The sequence below is a fragment of the Pseudomonas imrae genome, from assembly GCF_046352735.2.
Lineage (GTDB): Bacteria > Pseudomonadota > Gammaproteobacteria > Pseudomonadales > Pseudomonadaceae > Aquipseudomonas > Aquipseudomonas imrae.
Genome location: NZ_CP110853.2, coordinates 5,047,095 through 5,065,951, shown reverse-complemented (window position 1 = coordinate 5,065,951; position 18,857 = coordinate 5,047,095). Strand labels below are relative to the sequence as shown.

Here is an 18,857-nt window from a genome sequence, read left to right as displayed (position 1 = left end):
GTTTGTGTGGGAGCGGGAGCAGTTATGGTTGACCGGCACGACTACGTTGCCCTCGAATGGGTCAAGGGCGAAATCGCCGAAACCCTGAATCAGGCGCGCTCGGCGCTGGAGGCCTACGTCGACGATTCCAGCCGCGAGGCGATCGCCCAGTGCCTGGATGGCATCCACCAGGTCCATGGCGCCCTGCAACTTGTCGAGTTCTACGGCGCGGCGTTGCTTGCCGAAGAAATGGAACACCTGGCCCTGGCCTTGCAAGCCGAGCTTGTCAGCCAGCGAGATGAAGGTGTTCGCCTGCTGCAACAAGCCCTGGGGCAATTGCCGCTGTACCTGGATCGGGTCCACGGCGCCCGCCGTGACCTGCCGCTGGTGGTCTTGCCGTTGCTCAACGATCTGCGCAGCGTGCATGGTAAAAGCCTGCTGTCGGAAACCAGCCTGTTCAGTCCGCAACTGCTGGTCATCGCGCCGCTGCCCGATGACGCCCTGGCCCAGCGTGCGCCAGAAGGTTTTCCCGAACAATTGCGACAATGGCGACAAATGCTGCAACAGGGCCTGGCCGGTCTGTTGCGTGAAGACCATGGCCCCAGCAACCTGGAAGACATGGCGCGGGTGTTCGCCCAGCTCGAAGCCCTGTGCCACGGCGCGCCGCTGTTGCCCTTGTGGCAAGTTACTTCGGCACTGGCCGAAGGCATGCTCACCGGCGTCATCGCCAACAGCCCGGCGCTGCGCAGTCTACTCAAGGCGTGCGACAAGGAACTCAAGCGCCTGCAGGCCCAGGGCATCATGGGCATCAACACGCCGGCGCCCGATGAGTTGCTCAAGAGCCTGTTGTTCTATATCGCCAAAGTCACCCGGCCGACGCCGCGGATGCAAAGCCTCAAGGAGCGCTACGGCCTGGACGAAGCACTGCCCGACAGCGCGCTGGTGGACGCCGAACGTGCGCGTCTGGCGGGTCCGGATCGCAATGCCATGGGCTCGGTACTGGGGGCGCTGTGTGAAGAGTTGGTGCGAGTCAAGGAACGCCTGGATCTGTTCGTACGCAGCGACCGCCAGCATACGTCCGACCTCGACAGCCTGTTGGCGCCCTTGCGGCAGATCGCCGACACCCTGGCCGTGCTGGGGTTCGGCCAGCCGCGCAAAGTGATCATCGACCAATTGGCAGTCGTGCAGGGTCTGGCCCAGGGCCAGCGTGAACCGAACGATGCGGTGCTGATGGACGTCGCCGGCGCGTTGCTTTACGTGGAGGCGACCCTGGCCGGCATGATCGGTACCGTCGAACCGCAAAGCCATGAAGAAAACCGTCTGCCGACCACTGACCTGACCCGGATCCACCAAATGGTCATCAAGGAGTCGTGCCAGTGCCTCAAGCAGGCGCGGGAATTGGTCATCGACTGCATCGAGGCAGGTTGGGAAACACAGCACCTGGAATCCCTGCCGCAGTTGCTGACGCAGGTGCGCGGTGCGTTGGCGATGGTCCCGCTGCCTCGCGCCGCCCGCTTGATGCGCGCGTGCAATGAGTATGTGGGTGAACAACTGATGAATAGCCAGGCTACGCCCGGCGAAGGACAGCTTGAGCATTTTGCCGATGTGCTCACGAGCCTGGAATACTACCTGGAGCGCATGCTTCAGGACCCGGATGCACCTGGGGAGCGAGTGCTGGATGTGGCCTTTGAAGGGCTGACAGCGCTGGGTTATGCCCCCACCGAAAACCAGGCACCCTGGCGCCAGGTGCTGCCGGTAACGAACGAGGAGCCGCCGCAACCAACTCCTTTTCTGGCCGAAGTGCTCGCCCACCCGACCTCGCGTCTCAATCCGCCGGCCCTGCAACGCCCAGGCAGCCTGTTGCCACCGCCCGCCGATGAGCAGCCGGTAGACGACGAACTGCGAGAAGTCTTTCTTGAAGAGACCGAGGAGGTACTGGAAATCTTGCGCCGCCATGTGCCTGACGGCCTGGTGGGCCTGCAACAAAAAGCCACCTTGAGCGAAATGCGCCGGGCCTTCCACACCCTCAAGGGCAGCGGGCGAATGGTTCGCGCCCTGGTGCTGGCGGAACTGGCCTGGGCCGTCGAGAATCTGCTCAACCGAGTGCTGGAGCGCAGCGTGGCACCGGGTCCCGATGTGCAGGCGATTCTGCAGGATGCCGTGGCACTGCTGCCGCTACTGATCGCGGACTTCGCTTCGGATACTCAGCGCCAGCGGGATGCGGTTGATCACTTGGCGGCGCAGGCTCATGCCTTGGCCGTCGGTGGTCAGCTACCGCAGACTCAGGACGATGACTCGCCCGTCCTGGATCCCATGTTGCTGGAGATTTTCCGCAACGAGGTTCAAAGCCATCTCGACAGCATCAACCATTTTTTGCACCACGCCACCGAAGAGTTGCCGTTGCAGGTCAGCGACGAACTGCAACGCGCGCTGCATACCCTCAAGGGCAGCGCCTACATGGCAGGCGTGTTATCCATCGCCGAGCTGGCCCGGCCGCTGGACCACCTGACCCGTGAATATAAGGCCCACCGCCTGGCGCTGGACCTGGACGAAATCGACTTGCTGCTGGAAGGCGAAGCGCTGCTCCAACGCGGCTTGCGCCAGTTGGACAGCGATCCTCACGCACCGATACACGGTGCCGCCAGCTTGATCGAGCGTACCCAGAGCCGCCTCGACAGCCAGCTTGCAGCCTTCCTCGACGGCCCGAATGCAGGCATGCCGGCCAAACGTGACCCCCAATTGATCAGCAGCTTCCTGGCGCAGGGCATGGACATTCTGCTGGACGCAGAAAGTCTCCTGCGCGGCTGGCAGCAACACCCCGGCGAGCGCCAGGAACTCAGCGCATTGCTCGAAGAGCTGACCACCCTGGGCGAGGGCGCGCATCTGGCCGACCTGCATTCGATGGATGAGCTGTGCGAAGCCCTGCTCGACCTGTACGGTGCGGTGGAAGAAAGCAGCCTGGCGGTCAGCGAGCGGTTTTTCCACGAGGCTGAGCAGGCCCATGAATCGCTGATCAACATGCTTGATCAACTCGCCGCTGGCCAGGAAATCGCTCCCGCTTCGCTGCGTGTGCGAGCCTTGCGCGAGCTGCTGGAAGAGGGCCTGGATCCGGCCGCCACCGGCCTGATCAAAAGCGATGGCAGCCGCGGCCTGAGTATCAGCGAGTTGACCAGCGCCACTGCGCAGTTGGAGCAGGCTACGGTGGTGGGCGATGAAATCGTCGAGATATTCCTTGAAGAGGCCGTGGATATCCTCGACAGCGCCGGGCAGTCCCTCAAGCGTTGGTTGCTGGACCCAGAAAACGCGGCAACGCTGCCGTCGTTGCAGCGAGATTTACACACGCTCAAAGGTGGCGCACACATGGCCGAAATCGGCCCGGTGGCGGATCTGGCGCTGGAACTGGAAAGCCTTTACGAAGGGCTGGTTGACCGGCGCTACAGTTACTCCAGTGAGTTGGCGCAGTTGCTGATGGCCAGCCACGAGCACCTGGCGCTGCAGTTGGAGCAACTGCAACAGCAGCAAGCGCTGAGTGACTCAGGCACCTTGATCAACGGGTTGCGCGAATGGCGCCGAAGCGCCGGGCCGGTGGCAACGTCCCCCACACCTGAGGTCGAGACGTCCGGCAGTGACCCCGAGTTGCTGGACATCTTCCTGGAGGAGGCGGCCGATATCCTCGACAGTTCCGCCGCCGCGTTGCTGCGCTGGCAGGCCGAGCCCCAGGGCCGCCAGGAAGTGGAAACCCTGCTGCGTGATTTGCACACCCTCAAGGGTGGAGCGCGGATGGTCGAGATTGGGCCGATAGGCGACTTGGCTCATGAGCTGGAGTTTCTCTACGAAGGTGTGTCGGCAGGCTTGCTGGCACCCACGACGCAGCTGTTTGCCCTGCTGCAGGACTGCCATGATCGTTTGGCACAGATGGTCGAAGCCGTGGCTGCGGGCATGCCGGTGGGGTCGGTGGAGCGTTTGATCGAGCGGATCAAAAGCCTGGTACTGCCGGTTGATGAACAGGCGGCTCTGGTCGCACCGCCTTCCGTCAAACCCGAGGCGGCGCCAGCTAATGAACCGGCCGCCGACATGGTGAAGATTTCCGCCGAACTGTTGGACGACCTGGTCAACCTGGCCGGTGAAACCTCCATCTTTCGCGGACGTATCGAGCAGCAGGTCAACGATGCGCGCATTGCTCTGAATGAGGTGGAAACCACCATCGAGCGCATGCGCGACCAATTGCGTCGCCTCGATACCGAAACCCAGGGCCGTATCCTCAGTCGCCAGCAGGCCGAGGCTGAACGTTTGGGCTACGAAGAGTTCGACCCGCTGGAAATGGACCGCCATTCGCAACTGCAACAGCTGTCCCGCGCGCTGTTTGAATCGGCCTCCGACTTGCTGGACCTCAAGGAAACCCTCGACCAGCGCAATCAGGATGCGCAGAACCTGTTGCAGCAGCAAGCGCGGATCAACACCGAGCTGCAAGAAGGCCTGATGCGCACGCGCATGGTGCCGTTCGAGCGCATGCTGCCGCGTCTCAAGCGCATCGTGCGCCAAGTGGCCGGCGAATTGGGCAAGGATGTTGAATTCGTGGTCGGCAATGCCGAGGGCGAGATGGACCGCAATGTGCTGGAGCGCATGGTCGCTCCGCTGGAGCATATGCTGCGCAACGCTGTCGACCACGGCCTGGAGTCCCGTGATGCGCGTCTGTTGGCGGGCAAGCCGGAGAAAGGTCGCATCACCCTGGACCTGACCCACGAAGGCGGCGATATCATCTTCGACATGCGCGACGACGGCGCCGGGGTGCCTCTCGACGCCGTGCGGCGCAAGGCGATCAAGCGCGGCTTGCTCGACGCCAACGTCGAGATCAGCGACCGCGATGTGCTGCAATTCATCTTGCAGCCGGGGTTTTCCACCGCCGAAAAAATCACCCAGATCTCCGGGCGTGGCGTGGGCATGGACGTGGTCCATGAAGAGGTGCGCCAGCTGGGCGGCACGATGGTGATCGACTCTATTGCCGGGATGGGCGTGCATTTTCGCATTCGCCTGCCGTTTACCGTTTCGGTCAACCGGGCCTTGATGGTGCAGTGTGCGGACGACCAATATGCAATTCCGCTCAACACCATCCAAGGCTTGGTGCGGGTGTTGCCCAACGAGTTGCAAGGGCATTACCAACTTGATCCACCGATGTATGAATACGCCGGGCAGCGTCACGAGTTGTATTACCTGGGCGAGCTGTTGCACACCGTCGCCAGGCCGCAGCTGCTGGGGCAAAGCCAGCCGTTACCGGTGTTGTTGATGCAATGCAACGACCGGCACATTGCCGTGCAGGTCGACGCAATGGTTGGCACCCGCGAGATCGTGGTCAAGGGCTTGGGGCCGCAGTTCGCCGCTGTGCAAGGGGTATCCGGGGCGACGATTCTCGGAGACGGTCGAGTGGTGCTGATTATCGACCTGCTAGCGCATATTCGCGCGCGGGCTCCCGCCTTGCCGTCCCGGGAGTCGGACACGCTGCCGGCGCTCAGCGAGCCACAGCAGAAACGCCGCTTGCTGGTGTTGGTGGTGGATGATTCGGTGACGGTGCGCAAAGTCACCAGCCGCCTGCTGGAACGCAACGGCATGAGCGTACTGACGGCCAAAGACGGCATCGACGCCATCGCCGTGCTGGAAGAACACACGCCCGACCTGATGTTGCTGGACATTGAAATGCCGCGCATGGACGGCTTTGAAGTCGCCATCCAGGTGCGCAACGACCCGCGGCTCAAACAGTTGCCGATCATCATGATCACCTCCCGCACCGGCCAGAAGCACCGCGACCGGGCAATGGCCATTGGCGTCAACGACTACCTCGGCAAGCCCTACCAGGAATCGGTGTTGTTGGAGAGCATTGCCTACTGGAGCCCCAAACATGCTTGACCACCGAGCCAGCCAACTCACCGGGCTGCTGCTGCCGTTGGCCGACCGTCATTTGTTGTTGCCCAACGTGGCGGTCGCGGAGCTGATCGACTTCCAGCGCGGCGAACCCGCCAGCGATGCACCGCCATGGTACTTGCGCCAGATCACCTGGCGTGATCAGCAGGTGCCCCTGATCAGCTTCGAAGCCGCGTGTGGTGGCACCAGCGTAATGGGCGAGCACGCAAGGATCGTAGTCCTCAATGCTCTGGGCGGACGGGCGACGCTGAAGTTCATTGCGCTGGTGATTCAGGGCATTCCGCGCTCATACAAGGTCGACAGCCAGTTGAGTTATGTGGACGTGCCGCTCTGCCCGCTGGAACTGGCGGCGGTGCAAGTAGGCGAACAGGTGGCGAAGGTGCCCGACCTGATGGGGTTGGAGGCGCTGCTGGTGGAATCGGGGTTGGCCTGAACAAAACCGATGGAGATCAAAAGTGGGAGTTGTCGAGCCCCGGCGAGGCTGCGATGAGGGCGGGCCTGCCGACATTTATGTCGCCTGACAGACCGCTATCGCAGCCTCGCCGGGGCTCGACAGCTCCCACAAGGACCTTATTTATCGTGCTCTGCCGGCGAGATGATTCAAATCCAAAAGGCTAGAGGGACGACATCTGAGCAACAACCCCAAAAGCCTGTAGGAATAATCGCGCGGTTTGATGCCTTCAGATTTTTCCTGCAAGTTTTCGCGCCCCACATGAGCTTGTCGCTCACCATCTTCGAGCCTAGTCTTTGTCGGTCACCGCAAAAAACGGTGACACGGACGTGCAAGTCCGGTTACATGTCGGCGCACCAACGCCCTTAGCCATTCAACGGGCGTTTTTTATGCTCGCTGTGTTTGTTATGGCGGCTGTGCGCGGGAGACCTTCGAGTCTGCCGGGGTCCGATATGCCCGGTCTTGCACACCTGCGTACAGCTGCCACCCAATTCGCGTGCAAGCGAACAGGGTCAGCCTCCCTCACATATCGGAGCTGTCTTTCATGTTCAAACCCACACCCAATTCGCCTACCTCATTCAACCTCTTCACCGTAAACCCTCATCAAAACACCGAAACCCTGTTGATCAACGCCAGCGAAACCCTCGCCTCACTCAACGCCTTGACTGGCGGCCTGGCTTTTGAACTGGTGGGTTCCCAGCGCGGTGTGATGCTCGCGATCCAGCAAATGACCGAACTGGGCCAGATGTTGGTAGAGCGGGCTTTGGAACAGTTATCCCCTTCGCCAGCGTCCTAACGCTTGAACGGGTGTCGTGTGGTCACAACCATTACTCCACCCGTAACAGTTCGCCGCCGAGCTTGATTGATAGGCCATTGATTGACTCCTAAGGTGAGCCCCACGACAGCGAACCCGTGGAGCGACCATGACAACAACAATAAACCCCGACTCGCGCTGGACGCGGCGGCGCGATGAAAAGCGGCGGCGGCTCGAGTTGGTCAGATCCTTTGTCGACGGCGCAGTGATTCCCAGCGACAGGATTGTCGAGGCCCTCGAAGCCTTGATCCTGCCCGGCGACCGCGTGGTGCTGGAAGGCAATAACCAGAAGCAGGCGGATTTTCTCTCGCGTTCCCTGGCCAGGGCCGATCCGGCCAAGCTTCACGATTTGCACATGATCATGCCCAGCGTCGGACGTTCCGAGCACCTGGACCTGTTTGAAAAGGGCATCGCGCGCAAGCTCGACTTTTCCTTCGCCGGCACCCAATCGCTGCGCATCAGCCAATTGCTCGAAGACGGCTTGCTGGAAGTCGGCGCGATTCATACCTACATCGAACTCTACGCGCGGCTGGTGGTGGACCTGATTCCCAACGTGGTGCTGTCCGCCGGTTTCATGGCCGACCGCGCCGGTAATATCTACACCGGCCCCAGCACCGAAGACACCCCGGCGCTGATCGAGCCCGCGGCGTTCAGCGATGGCATTGTCATCGTCCAGGTCAACCAGTTGGTGGACGACGTCAGCGATTTGCCCCGCGTCGATATCCCGGCCAGTTGGGTCGATTTTGTGGTGGTGGCAGATAAACCGTTCTACATCGAACCGCTGTTCACCCGCGATCCACGGCACATCAAACCGGTGCATGTGTTGATGGCGATGATGGCGATTCGTGGCATCTACGAAAAACACAACGTTCAGTCGCTCAATCACGGCATCGGATTCAACACCGCAGCCATTGAACTGATTCTGCCGACCTACGGCGAATCACTCGGCCTCAAAGGCAAGATTTGCCGCAACTGGACGCTCAATCCGCACCCCACCCTGATCCCCGCCATTGAAAGCGGCTGGGTGCAAAGCGTGCATTGTTTTGGCACCGAACTGGGCATGGAGAACTACATCGCGGCGCGGCCGGATGTGTTCTTCACCGGCCGCGACGGCTCCATGCGTTCCAATCGGATGTTCTGCCAACTGGCCGGCCAGTACGCCGTGGACCTGTTTATCGGCGCCACATTGCAGGTGGACGGCGACGGTCATTCCTCAACCGTGACCCGTGGTCGGCTCGCCGGTTTCGGCGGGGCGCCGAACATGGGCCACGACCCACGCGGTCGCCGGCACGGTACGCCGGCCTGGCTCGATATGCGCCACGGCGATGGGCCCGAGGCCTTGCTCGAGCGCGGCAAGAAACTGGTGGTGCAAATGGTCGAGACCTTCCAGGAGGGCGGAAAACCGACCTTCGTCGAAACCCTCGACGCCGTGGAAGTGGCCCGCAAGAGCGGCATGCCATTGGCGCCGATCATGATCTACGGCGACGACGTCACCCATTTGCTCACCGAAGAAGGCATCGCCTACCTGTACAAGGCACGCTCCGTGGAGGAACGTCAGGCGATGATTGCTGCGGTGGCCGGTGTCACTGTCATCGGCTTGCGCCACAACCTCAAGGACACCGCGCGCATGCGCCGTGAAGGTTTGATCGCCTTGCCCGAAGACCTCGGCATCCGCCGTACCGACGCCACCCGCGAGCTGCTGGCCGCGAAAAGCGTGGCCGATCTGGTGGAGTGGTCCGGTGGCTTGTACAACCCGCCCGCCAAGTTCAGGAGCTGGTAAATGCACGCATTCAAACTGCACAGACTGCCCCTGGCCGACCAACTGGCTGACTGGGCGGTAGACGCTTTGATCGACGAGGCGGATTTATCGCCTAAACCCGCCCTGGTGGATCGCCGTGGCAACGGTGCCCACAGCGATCTGCACCTTGGCCTGATGCATGCCTCGGCGTTGTCCCTGTGGCCTGCATTCAAACAAATGGCCGAAGCTGCTATCGACTTGGGTGAGATCGCTTTGCCGCTGCGCGAAGCTCTCGGGCGCATCGGTCGTGAAGGCGAACACGCAATGCTCGCGACGACCCAAGGCGTGAATACCCACCGTGGAGCAATCTGGGCCCTTGGGCTGCTGGTCGCGGCGGCGGCACTGGATGCGCAATCGCGCAGCGCCAGTGCGCTGACCCTGCGCGCCGCGCGCCTGGCCTTGCTCAACGACCGGCATGCGCCACAACCGTTGAGCCATGGCGCGCAAGTCGCCCAACGCTATGGTGCTCGGGGTGCCCGCGAAGAAGCGCAACTGGGCTTTCCGGCAGTGCTGCAATACGGCCTGCCGCAACTGAAAAAAAGCCGCCGGCAACATCACGGCGAACAGAACGCCCGCCTCGATGCGCTGCTGGCGATCATGACTCAGTTGGCCGACACCTGCGTGCTCTATCGCGCGGGCCCCGAAGGCTTGCACGCCATGCACCAGGGCGCCCAAGCGGTGCTGGACGCAGGCGGCAGCGCGAGCCTGGCCGGGCGTCGGCGGCTCAATGAGCTGGATCAGCAGTTGCTCGCCCTGAATGCCTCCCCCGGTGGCGCCGCCGACCTGTTGGCCGCCTGCCTGTTTATCGACCGCATCGAGTCTTGCGACGGAGCGTTTTGATGGAAACCTTATCTTTTGAATTCCCCGCGGGGCAGCCGCCCAAGGGCCGCGCTCTGGTGGGTTGCGTCGGTTCCGGAGACTTGGAAGTGCTGTTGGAGCCGGGGACTGCGGGCACCCTGAGCATCCAGGTACAAACCTCGGTCAACGGCGCCGAGCAACGTTGGCGGCACCTGTTCGAACGAATCTTCCAGGAGCAGACACCGCCGGCATTGAACATTGATATCCACGATTTCGGCGCAACCCCTGGCGTGGTACGCCTGCGCCTGGAACAAGGTTTTGAGGAGCTGGGCCATGACTGACTTGCGTACCAAACACAGCTTCGTCGAACTTGGCGCACGGCAACGGGCCAAGGCCTTGCTGGATGCCGGCAGCTACCGAGAACTGATTGACCCGTTCCAGCGCGTGATGTCGCCGTGGCTGAGCCGCCAGGGCGTGGTGCCCCAGGCGGACGATGGGGTGGTTATCGCCAAAGGCGCGATTGACGGGTTGCCCGTGGTAATCGCCGCAATCGAAGGCAACTTCCAGGGCGGCAGCCTGGGTGAAGTGGGCGGCGCAAAAATCGCCGGTGCCCTGGAACTGGCCGCTGAAGACAACCGCAAGGGCATTCCTACCCGCGCAGTGCTGTTGCTGGAAACCGGCGGCGTGCGCCTGCAAGAGGCCAACCTCGGGCTGGCAGCGATTGCCGATATCCACGCAGCGATTGTCGACCTGCGTCAGTACCAGCCGGTGATTGGTGTAGTGGCGGGCAGCGTCGGTTGTTTTGGCGGCATGTCCATCGCTGCTGGTTTGTGCAGTTATGTGCTGGTGACCCGCGAAGCACGGCTGGGCCTGAACGGCCCGCAGGTGATCGAGCAGGAAGCGGGTATTGAAGAATACGATTCGCGCGACCGACCCTTCATCTGGAGCCTGACCGGCGGCGAGCAACGGTTCAACAGCGGCCTGGCCGACGGTTACGTGGCCGATGATGTGACGCAGATCCAGCAGCAGGTCACGCAACTGTTGCATCGGGGCTTGCCGGTAAAGCAACGCAGTCGCCAGGCCGATTATTACCTGGCGCGCCTGGCTGAGCTGGACGCCGAACCGCAAATCGATCCGGCGACGGTTCGTGATCTGTATCAGGGAGAGCGCGCATGAGGGGCTTGCAGTGGTTCAACGCATTGAGTTGCGGGGCGACACCCGTCAGCGGCTTGCCAGCTTCGCTGAAAGTGGCGGATGCCACCCTTGGTGGGCAAACAGTACGCGTTATCGCAGTGGTGCCCGATGCCCGCAATCGATTCCCCCGCGCGCGTAGCGGTGAGGTCGGTTTGCTGGAAGGCTGGGGCTTGGCCAAGGTGCTGGATGAAGTGATCGCCAGCGGCGACAAGCGCCCGGTGATTGCCATTGTCGACGTGCCAAGCCAGGCCTATGGGCGGCGCGAAGAAGCCCTGGGCATTCACCAGGCGCTGGCTGCGGCCGCCGACAGCTATGCGCGTGCACGTCTGGCCGGGCATCCGGTGATCGGGTTGCTGGTGGGCAAGGCCATGTCCGGTGCGTTTCTCGCCCACGGCTACCAGGCCAATCGCCTGATCGCTCTGCGTGATCCGGGCGTGATGGTCCATGCCATGGGCAAGGCCTCGGCGGCGCGGGTGACGTTGCGCAGTGTGCAAGAGCTTGAAGCACTGGCCGCCAACGTGCCGCCGATGGCCTATGACATCGACAGCTTCGCCAGCCTTGGCTTGCTGTGGGAAACCTTGACGGTGAGCAAAATCGAACAGCCCACGCCCGACGATCTGGCTCGCGTCAGCGATTGCCTGATGCAGGCGATCAAGGATGTGCAGCGCGGTGGCCATGATCTGAGCGGTCGCCTGGGGGCTGCCAATCGTGCCGCTTCCAGTCACGTTCGCCAATTGCTGCGGGAGCAATGGTGAACGCTCACGATCTGCTCTGGGGCATGCGCCCGGGCCACCTCCCGGCCGATGCCCCGGGCTGGGCGCTCGACGTGCTTGGCGCGGGGCATCCGGTGGTGGTGCGCAGGGCGGTGACCGACGCCGGCTGGCTGCCGGTCGGGGTGCGTGGCCCGTTACGCGAGCAACGCTACGCGACGCTGATGCCGGTGCAAGCGATTGAACGGCGTGTGCCGCCGCAAGCGCTGCGTACGGTGACGTCTTCAAGGGCAGTGCCCGCGTTGCGCGCACTGGATCAGCTACGGCCGTTGCTTGGGTGCTTGGACTGGGGCGTTGCAGGCAGTGCCGGTTTCGAACTGGCCACGGGGGTTGAGGCATTGCACGCCCGTAGCGACCTGGACCTGATCGTGTGCATGCCCGAGCCGTTGGATCGCTGCGCGGCCCGTGAACTGCTGGCGTTGTTGGACACGGCGGTTTGCGCGGTGGACCTGCAACTGCAAACCCCGTTCGGCGCGGTCGCCCTGCGTGAATGGGCGGGCACTGCCGCGCGGGTATTGCTCAAGACCAACTGCGGCGCACAACTGGTAGTCGACCCATGGCGGGCCGTGGCATGAGTAGCCTTCTGGTGTTTCCAGGCCAGGGCGCCCAGCGTTGCGGGATGCTGGCGCAATTACCTGCCAGCGTGTTGCAGGAAGCCAGCGAAGTACTGGGCGAAGATGTTCGTCAGCTTGATTCAACCCAGGCCCTGGCATCTACCCGCGCCGTGCAGTTGTGTTTGTTGATCGCGGGCGTCGCCAATGCACGTTTGCTGGAGCATCAGCCTGATTATGTCGCGGGCCTGTCTATCGGCGCTTATCCCGCCGCAGTCATCGCCGGCGCCCTGGATTTTTGCGATGCACTGAAACTGGTCAGTTTGCGCGGCGAATTGATGCAACAGGCTTATCCACAGGGCTATGGCATGACAGCCATCATCGGACTGGAATTATCCACCGTCGAAGCCTTGCTGGCCGATGTTCACAGCCAGCAGACCCCGGTATACCTGGCCAATATCAACGCCGAGAACCAATGCGTGATCGCCGGCAGCGATGAGGCAATGAAGCGTGTCGCGCAGCGGGTCAAGGGCAATGGCGTCGCCAGGCGCCTGGCTGTCAGCGTGCCGTCCCATTGCGCGTTGTTGAGGCAGCCGGCCGAAGCCTTGGCCGAGGCCTTTGCCCAGATCACGCTCAAGACGCCGGGCATCACTTATTTGAGCAGCAGCCGTGCGCGGCCGATCCGCGATCCCGCCATGTTGCGTGATGACCTGGCCTTCAACATGTGCCGCGTCGTGGATTGGCGTGGCACTGTGCAGGGCGCCTACGAGCGTGGCGTGCGCCTGCAAATCGAACTGCCCCCTGGCGCGGTGCTCAGCGGTTTGTCGCGACGGATCTTTGAGCAAGGCAGCGTAATCGCCTTCGAAGGCGCGCGACTGGACACCTTGCAGGCATTACTGCGAGAGGAGGGCGGCCACCACCGATAAAGCGCGACCTTGGCTTTCGAAGCACAAAAACAACAATTTCGATCAAGCATCAAGAGGACAACCAGCATGATTATTTACGGTGTGGCGTTTTTGGCCTTGTGTACCCTGGCGGGGCTGTTTATCGGCGAGCTATTGGGCAAGTTGCTGGGTATCCCGGCCAACGTCGGTGGGGTGGGCATTGCAATGTTGCTGCTGATTGGCCTGGGCAGTTATCTGAACAAGCGCGGCTTGTTTACCGGCAAGTCGGAACAAGGCGTGAGCTTCTGGGCGGCGGTGTATATCCCGATTGTGGTGGCCATGGCGGCCCAGCAAAACGTCTATGGCGCCATCAGTGGCGGCCCTATGGCAATCCTGGCCGGGACCTGTGCGGTGGTGGTGGCGTTTGCCCTGGTGCCCGTCCTGGTGCGTATCGGCAACCGTGAACCGGATGCTGCCTCCACTACCAAGTCGGTGGGGTGATCGCCATGTATGAATCCTTGATGAAAGTCATTACGGGCTACGGTTTGATCAGCGGCTTTGCGGTGATCGGCCTGACCATGTGGGTGTCCTACTGGATCTCTGACAACTTCACCAAAGGCCGCCTGCATGGTTCGGCCATCGCCATCCTGCTGGGCTTGGTGCTGTCCTATGTGGGCGGTGCGTTCACCGGTGGCTCGAAAGGCGTAGTGGATATCCCATTGTTGTCGGGTATTGGCCTGCTGGGCGGGGCGATGCTGCGTGATTTCGCGATTGTGGCCACGGCGTTCGGGGTGAGTGTCGATGAGCTTAAACGCGCCGGGTACGTTGGCGTGCTGGCGCTGTTTGTCGGGGTCGGTTCATCGTTTATCGCCGGTGTGGGCGTAGCGATGGCCTTTGGCTACAGCGATGCGGTGAGCCTCACCACGATTGGCGCGGGCGCGGTGACCTACATCGTCGGGCCGGTGACCGGTGCGGCGATTGGTGCCAGTTCCGAGGTCATGGCATTGTCCATCGCCGCCGGGTTGATCAAAGCCATTCTGGTGATGGTGATGACGCCCTTCGTAGCCCCGTTGATTGGCCTGAACAGTCCCCGCAGCGCGGTGATCTTTGGCGGGCTGATGGGCACCTCCAGCGGTGTCGCAGGAGGATTGGCGGCGACCGATCCGAAGCTGGTGCCTTACGGGTGCCTGACGGCGGCGTTTTATACGGCGCTGGGGTGTTTGTTGGGGCCGTCGTTGTTGTTTTTGGTGATGCGGGGGTTGGTGGGGTGATCCGGTAATCTGGGCTGTATTATCGGGCCTCATCGCGAGCAAGCCCGCCCCCACTTCCCATGTGCGGGCTTGCTCGCGATGGCGGTATTTCAGACCGCCAACTGTCGATTGGCATACATCCGACACTCCGCCAACAACGCCAGCAGGTTCGGATCGCGCTCCTTGGCCTTCAAGAACACCACGCCGATGTGCTGCTGCAACCGGTAACGCGCCTGTAAGGGAATCAGCTTGACCCGGTTCTCGTACACAGCCGCAATTCTTCCTGGCAGCAGGGCATACCCCACGCCCGAGCTGACCATGCTCAGCAGGGTGAAGATATCGTTGACCTGCATCGCTACCTTCGGTTCGAAGCCCGCCTGCTTGAATACCCGGTTGCCATCCTGATGGGTGGCGAAGCCTTGGGTCAGGGTGATGAAGGTAGCGTCGCGGACGTCGGCCAGGTCGATTTCCTGCTCGCGGTCGAAGGGTGAATCGGCTGGTGTGGCGAGGTAGATGTCGTCAGAGAACAGTGCGATCTGTGCGCAATCAGGATCGTTGGCGTGCTCGTCCAAGGAGATCAGGATGGCGTCAACCTCCATGTTCTTGAGCTTGTACAGCAGGTCGAAGTTGGAGCCCAGGATCAGGTCGATATTCAACTCGCTGCGGCGTATCTTCAGGCCCATGATCAATTGCGGCACAGTCTTCACGGTCAATGAATATAACGCGCCGAGCTTGAAGCGTTCGGCGGAAAAACCGGCGGCTTCGCGGGTCAGGCGTATGCTGTCGACCACCTCCTGCACCAGCTTCTGCGCACGTTCTTCCAGCACATAGGCGCTTTCCAGCGGTGTGAGGTTACGCCCCTCGTGCTTGAACAGCGGGCAGCGCAGGGCATTCTCCAGGGAGTGAATGGCGCGGTGTACGCTGACATTGCTGGTCTGCAGTTCGGCGGCGGCGCGGGCCAGGTTGCCGGTACGCATGAACGCCAGGAAGATTTCCAGCTTCTTGAGGGTGAACTCTTCGTCGATCAGCATGGCGGTGACTCTTGTTCGAATGCCATCGATTGTGCCCGCAAAACAGCCGGGCTCCCAGCGCCGTCCCCGGAACATCACACTGACCCTTGCACTCTTATGCGCAAGCCAGCCAACCGTTAACAGCCACAGGAGATTAGAAACAGATGTACCACGGGGAACGATTCAACGCCTGGAGCCATTTACTCGGTGCCATCGCGGCATTTGTCGGTGCGACATGGATGTTGGTGATGGCGAGCCTGGATGGCAGTCCGCGCAAGATCGTCAGCGTGGCGATCTACGGGTTTACGCTGTTGGTGCTGTACAGCGCCTCGACGGTTTATCACAGCGTGCGTGGGCGCAAAAAACAGATCATGCAGAAGGTCGACCACTTTTCCATCTATCTGTTGATTGCCGGCAGCTATACGCCGTTCTGCCTGGTGACCCTGCACGGGCCCTGGGGTTGGACGTTGTTCGGCATCGTCTGGGGGCTGGCGGTGATCGGAATTTTGCAGGAGATCAAGCCGCGCTCCGAGGCGCGGATCCTGTCGATTGTGATCTACGCGGTGATGGGCTGGATCGTGCTGGTGGCGGTCAAGCCGCTGATCGCTGCGTTGGGCACGGCGGGGTTTATCTGGCTGGCGTCTGGCGGTGTGCTGTACACCGTGGGCATCGTGTTTTTTGCCCTGGAGGACCGCCTGCGGCATTCCCACGGGATCTGGCATCTGTTTGTGATCGCCGGCAGCCTGCTGCACTTTGTGGCGATCATGGGGTATGTGCTCTAACAGGCACTGGGCTGAAAGTGGCGGGAGGTGGGCTTACAGTCGGTCCAATTGCTCCTGGGCACGGTTGCCGAAGATGTCCAGCAGGCTGGCGAGCATATGCGGCGACGGTTCATCGGCGCGGGTCAGGGCATACAGCGTGATGGGCAGCGGCGGTGCCAGCGGACGGATACAGGTGGTGTCGGCTGAGGCCCCCAATGCCGTGAACGGGTCGATCACGGCCAGCCCGGCGCCGGACTCCACCATGGCGCGCGCCAGAGAATAGGTCTGTACCGAAATACGCACCCGGGGCGGCGGCTCGACGGCTTCCAGGTAGCTGTCCAGCCTTGCCGACAGTGGGTCGGCGCTGGACAGGCCAATCAACGGCGCCCCGGCCAGCGCCATCAGTGGCAAGGGTTTTCCCAGCTCGGCCTGTGACCAATAACTCTTGGGCGCCAGCGCTACAAGTACACCGTGCGCCAACGCCTGGGCCTTGAGCCCTGGGTGATCGGGAGCCTTGAGTGTCAGCGCCACATCCATCTCGCGCATCAACAGGTTTTGCACCAGTTCGCGGCTGTGGGCGCTGGACAATTCACAGGCAATGTCCGGGTAACGCTGGGTCCACTCGCCGATGGCCGGTGGCAGCAGCGACAAGGCCAGGGCGGGTGTGGCGCCGATCCGCAGGCGCTGGCCGGGCTCGCGTCGCAGGTTCTGGGCCAGGCGCCGCACGCCTTGCAGGCTTTCGCTGACTTTGTCGACTTCGCGCTCCAGGGCCAGCGCTTCCGGGGTCGGCTGTAACTTGCCACGTATGCGCAGGAACAGCGGGAAGCCCAACTGCAATTCGGCGTGTTGCAGGACTTTGGTCACCGCCGGTTGCGAGACGTGCAGCAACTGCGCGGCGGCGCTGACAGAGCCGGTCTGGCGGATGGCCTGGAAGATTTCGATATGACGCAAGCGCATGACGAGTCCATAACCTTTGTTTATAGGTGGTCCATCTTTATTCATTGTCCGGGGCCTGTCACCTGTCTCTAACCTTGGGCCCTCAACACAACGATCGGGAACAGACATGGCGCAGCGGGTTTGCATCATTGGCGGTGGAGTCATCGGACTGGCAAGCGCCTATGCCCTGGTTCGCGCGGGCATGGACGTGAGCGTGATCGAAGCGCGCGAGAGCGTGGGCCGCGAGACGAGCTTTGCCAATGGTGGCCAGTTGTCCTATCGCTATGTTGCGCCGCTGGCAGATAAAGGTGTGCCGCTGCAAGCCATCGGCTGGATGCTGCGCGGTGATTCACCGCTGAAGCTGCGACCGCGCCTGGACCCGGCGCAATGGCGCTGGATGGCGGCTTTTCTGGGGGCCTGCCGGGCTTCGGTCAACCAGCGCAACGCCGGACACCTGCTGCGCCTGGCCGCGTTGAGCCAAGACACCTTGCGCCAATGGCGCGAGGAGGACGGACTGGACGGCTTCGACTGGAAGCGCAACGGCAAACTGGTGACGTTTCGCCGTCACGGCACCTTCGCGCGTGCTCGGGACAAAGTACTGGATCGCCTGCAACAGCAGGTGTTGTCGGCGGCTGATTGTTCGCGGCTGGAACCGACCCTGGGCGCGGTGGATTTTGTCGGCGGGATCTACACGCCCAATGAAGAAGTGGCTGACTGTCATGGTTTCTGCCAGCAACTGGCAGCGCGGCTTGAAGCATCCGGGCGCTGCACTTTTTTGCTGGGGCGCAAGGTCACTGGTATCCGCCACGCCAACGGTAGCGTGCAGGCGATCGAGATGGCCGGTGAAGTCATGCCGGTGGAGCACCTGGTGTTGGCCGCCGGTGTGCGTAGCCCTGAACTGGCATTGCCGGGGGTGACGCTGCCGCTGTATCCGCTCAAGGGTTATAGCTTGAGCGTGCCGATTGGCACCCGGCATCAAGCGCCAGCGGTGAGCATTACCGACTATGACCGCAAAGTGGTCTACGCCCGTATAGGTGAGCAACTGCGGGTAGCGGCGATGGTCGATATCGTGGGTTTCGACACCGGCCTTGAGCCCAAGCGCCTGGCCCTGATCAAGCGCCAGGCCTGCGAGACATTTCCCCTGGCCGGCGATTATGCGCAGGCCACCGAATGGGCCGGCATGCGCCCGGCCACGCCCAGCGGCGTGCCGCTGATTGGCGCCAGTGTGTATCGCAACCTGTGGCTCAATCTCGGCCATGGCGCGCTTGGTTTTACCCTGGCCTGCGGTAGCGGCCAGTTACTGGCCGAGCTGATTGGCCAGCACACGCCTTCCATTGATATGCAGGGCCTCGCGCCCCGCGCCGCCTAGGACACGTTAATGACTATCAGCCGAATCAACAGCAACAGCCGCCTGTCTGGCGCGGTAACCTTTCAGGACCTGGTGTTTCTTTCGGGCCAGGTCCCGGATGATGGCCAGGACGTCGCCACGCAGACCCGGGAAGTGTTGGCGAAGATTGACGCGCTGTTGGCCGAGGCCGACAGCGACAAGGATCATCTGCTTAACGCGACCATCTACCTGAGCAATATCCAGGACGGCTTCGCGCCGATGAACGAGGTCTGGTCCGCCTGGCTATCGCCGGGCAAGGCACCGACCCGCACCACCCTGCAAGCGCAACTGGCCCGGCCGAGCGTGCTGGTAGAAATCAGTGTCATCGCTGCCCGTCGTTCATAACAAGAAAACCAAC

At 62.2% G+C, this 18,857-nt stretch carries 17 protein-coding genes; 15 read left to right on the top strand and 2 right to left on the bottom strand.

Annotated elements, in window-relative coordinates; all coding sequences use genetic code 11:
- The first annotated feature begins 24 nt into the window (after positions 1 to 24).
- From OQ460_RS23120 to madM, 12 genes are all read left to right on the top strand, one after another.
- The gene (locus OQ460_RS23120; RefSeq protein WP_410019596.1) at positions 25 to 5,880 is read left to right on the top strand and encodes an Hpt domain-containing protein; all 5,856 of its coding nucleotides are present in this window, start codon (positions 25 to 27) and stop codon (positions 5,878 to 5,880) included.
- Positions 5,873 to 6,328 (top strand): chemotaxis protein CheW, encoded by a 456-nt coding sequence (locus OQ460_RS23115; protein ID WP_410019595.1) that lies wholly within the window; start codon positions 5,873 to 5,875, stop codon positions 6,326 to 6,328. The genes OQ460_RS23120 and OQ460_RS23115 overlap by 8 nt, the downstream gene beginning before the upstream one ends.
- 562 nt (positions 6,329 to 6,890) lie before the next feature.
- Complete coding sequence (locus OQ460_RS23110) at positions 6,891 to 7,142, top strand: DUF6124 family protein (protein ID WP_410019594.1); 252 nt, start codon at positions 6,891 to 6,893, stop codon at positions 7,140 to 7,142.
- A 127-nt stretch (positions 7,143 to 7,269) separates the two neighbouring features.
- A complete protein-coding gene (gene mdcA / locus OQ460_RS23105; protein WP_410019593.1) occupies positions 7,270 to 8,940 on the top strand; it encodes a malonate decarboxylase subunit alpha in 1,671 nt (556 codons plus the stop codon).
- Positions 8,941 to 9,798: a triphosphoribosyl-dephospho-CoA synthase gene (locus OQ460_RS23100; RefSeq protein WP_410019592.1), complete on the top strand. Its 858-nt coding sequence runs from the start codon at positions 8,941 to 8,943 to the stop codon at positions 9,796 to 9,798.
- Positions 9,798 to 10,097, top strand: coding sequence for a malonate decarboxylase subunit delta (locus OQ460_RS23095; protein WP_410019591.1), 300 nt, complete (start codon positions 9,798 to 9,800; stop codon positions 10,095 to 10,097). Before OQ460_RS23100 ends, OQ460_RS23095 begins: the two co-directional genes overlap by 1 nt.
- Positions 10,090 to 10,932 (top strand): biotin-independent malonate decarboxylase subunit beta, encoded by an 843-nt coding sequence (locus OQ460_RS23090; RefSeq protein WP_410019590.1) that lies wholly within the window; start codon positions 10,090 to 10,092, stop codon positions 10,930 to 10,932. Before OQ460_RS23095 ends, OQ460_RS23090 begins: the two co-directional genes overlap by 8 nt.
- Positions 10,929 to 11,705 (top strand): biotin-independent malonate decarboxylase subunit gamma, encoded by a 777-nt coding sequence (gene mdcE, locus OQ460_RS23085; protein ID WP_410019589.1) that lies wholly within the window; start codon positions 10,929 to 10,931, stop codon positions 11,703 to 11,705. The genes OQ460_RS23090 and mdcE overlap by 4 nt, the downstream gene beginning before the upstream one ends.
- Complete coding sequence (locus OQ460_RS23080; protein ID WP_410019588.1) at positions 11,699 to 12,295, top strand: malonate decarboxylase holo-ACP synthase; 597 nt, start codon at positions 11,699 to 11,701, stop codon at positions 12,293 to 12,295. The genes mdcE and OQ460_RS23080 overlap by 7 nt, the downstream gene beginning before the upstream one ends.
- Positions 12,292 to 13,197: a malonate decarboxylase subunit epsilon gene (mdcH, locus tag OQ460_RS23075; protein WP_410019587.1), complete on the top strand. Its 906-nt coding sequence runs from the start codon at positions 12,292 to 12,294 to the stop codon at positions 13,195 to 13,197. The genes OQ460_RS23080 and mdcH overlap by 4 nt, the downstream gene beginning before the upstream one ends.
- Before the next feature lie 66 nt (positions 13,198 to 13,263).
- Complete coding sequence (madL, locus tag OQ460_RS23070) at positions 13,264 to 13,656, top strand: malonate transporter subunit MadL (protein ID WP_410019586.1); 393 nt, start codon at positions 13,264 to 13,266, stop codon at positions 13,654 to 13,656.
- A gap of 5 nt (positions 13,657 to 13,661) precedes the next feature.
- The gene (madM, locus tag OQ460_RS23065) at positions 13,662 to 14,426 is read left to right on the top strand and encodes a malonate transporter subunit MadM (RefSeq protein ID WP_410019585.1); all 765 of its coding nucleotides are present in this window, start codon (positions 13,662 to 13,664) and stop codon (positions 14,424 to 14,426) included.
- 89 nt (positions 14,427 to 14,515) lie between these two features.
- Here the strand turns inward: madM and OQ460_RS23060 are convergent, their stop codons facing one another.
- Positions 14,516 to 15,436, bottom strand: a complete 921-nt coding sequence (locus tag OQ460_RS23060; RefSeq protein WP_410019584.1) for a LysR family transcriptional regulator — start codon at positions 15,434 to 15,436, stop codon at positions 14,516 to 14,518.
- Between the two features lie 143 nt (positions 15,437 to 15,579).
- Here OQ460_RS23060 and trhA point away from each other — a divergent pair, with 143 nt between their 5' ends.
- Positions 15,580 to 16,197, top strand: a complete 618-nt coding sequence (gene trhA, locus OQ460_RS23055) for a PAQR family membrane homeostasis protein TrhA (RefSeq protein ID WP_410019583.1) — start codon at positions 15,580 to 15,582, stop codon at positions 16,195 to 16,197.
- A 33-nt stretch (positions 16,198 to 16,230) separates the two neighbouring features.
- On the opposite strand, the gene OQ460_RS23050 is transcribed toward trhA, so the two are convergent.
- Positions 16,231 to 17,133, bottom strand: coding sequence for a LysR family transcriptional regulator (locus OQ460_RS23050; protein WP_410019582.1), 903 nt, complete (start codon positions 17,131 to 17,133; stop codon positions 16,231 to 16,233).
- A 106-nt stretch (positions 17,134 to 17,239) separates the two neighbouring features.
- Here OQ460_RS23050 and OQ460_RS23045 point away from each other — a divergent pair, with 106 nt between their 5' ends.
- Positions 17,240 to 18,481: a D-amino acid dehydrogenase gene (locus OQ460_RS23045; RefSeq protein WP_410019581.1), complete on the top strand. Its 1,242-nt coding sequence runs from the start codon at positions 17,240 to 17,242 to the stop codon at positions 18,479 to 18,481.
- A gap of 9 nt (positions 18,482 to 18,490) precedes the next feature.
- On the top strand, positions 18,491 to 18,844 hold the full coding sequence (locus OQ460_RS23040) for a RidA family protein (RefSeq protein WP_410019580.1): 354 nt from the start codon (positions 18,491 to 18,493) through the stop codon (positions 18,842 to 18,844).
- The last annotated feature ends 13 nt before the right edge of the window (positions 18,845 to 18,857 follow it).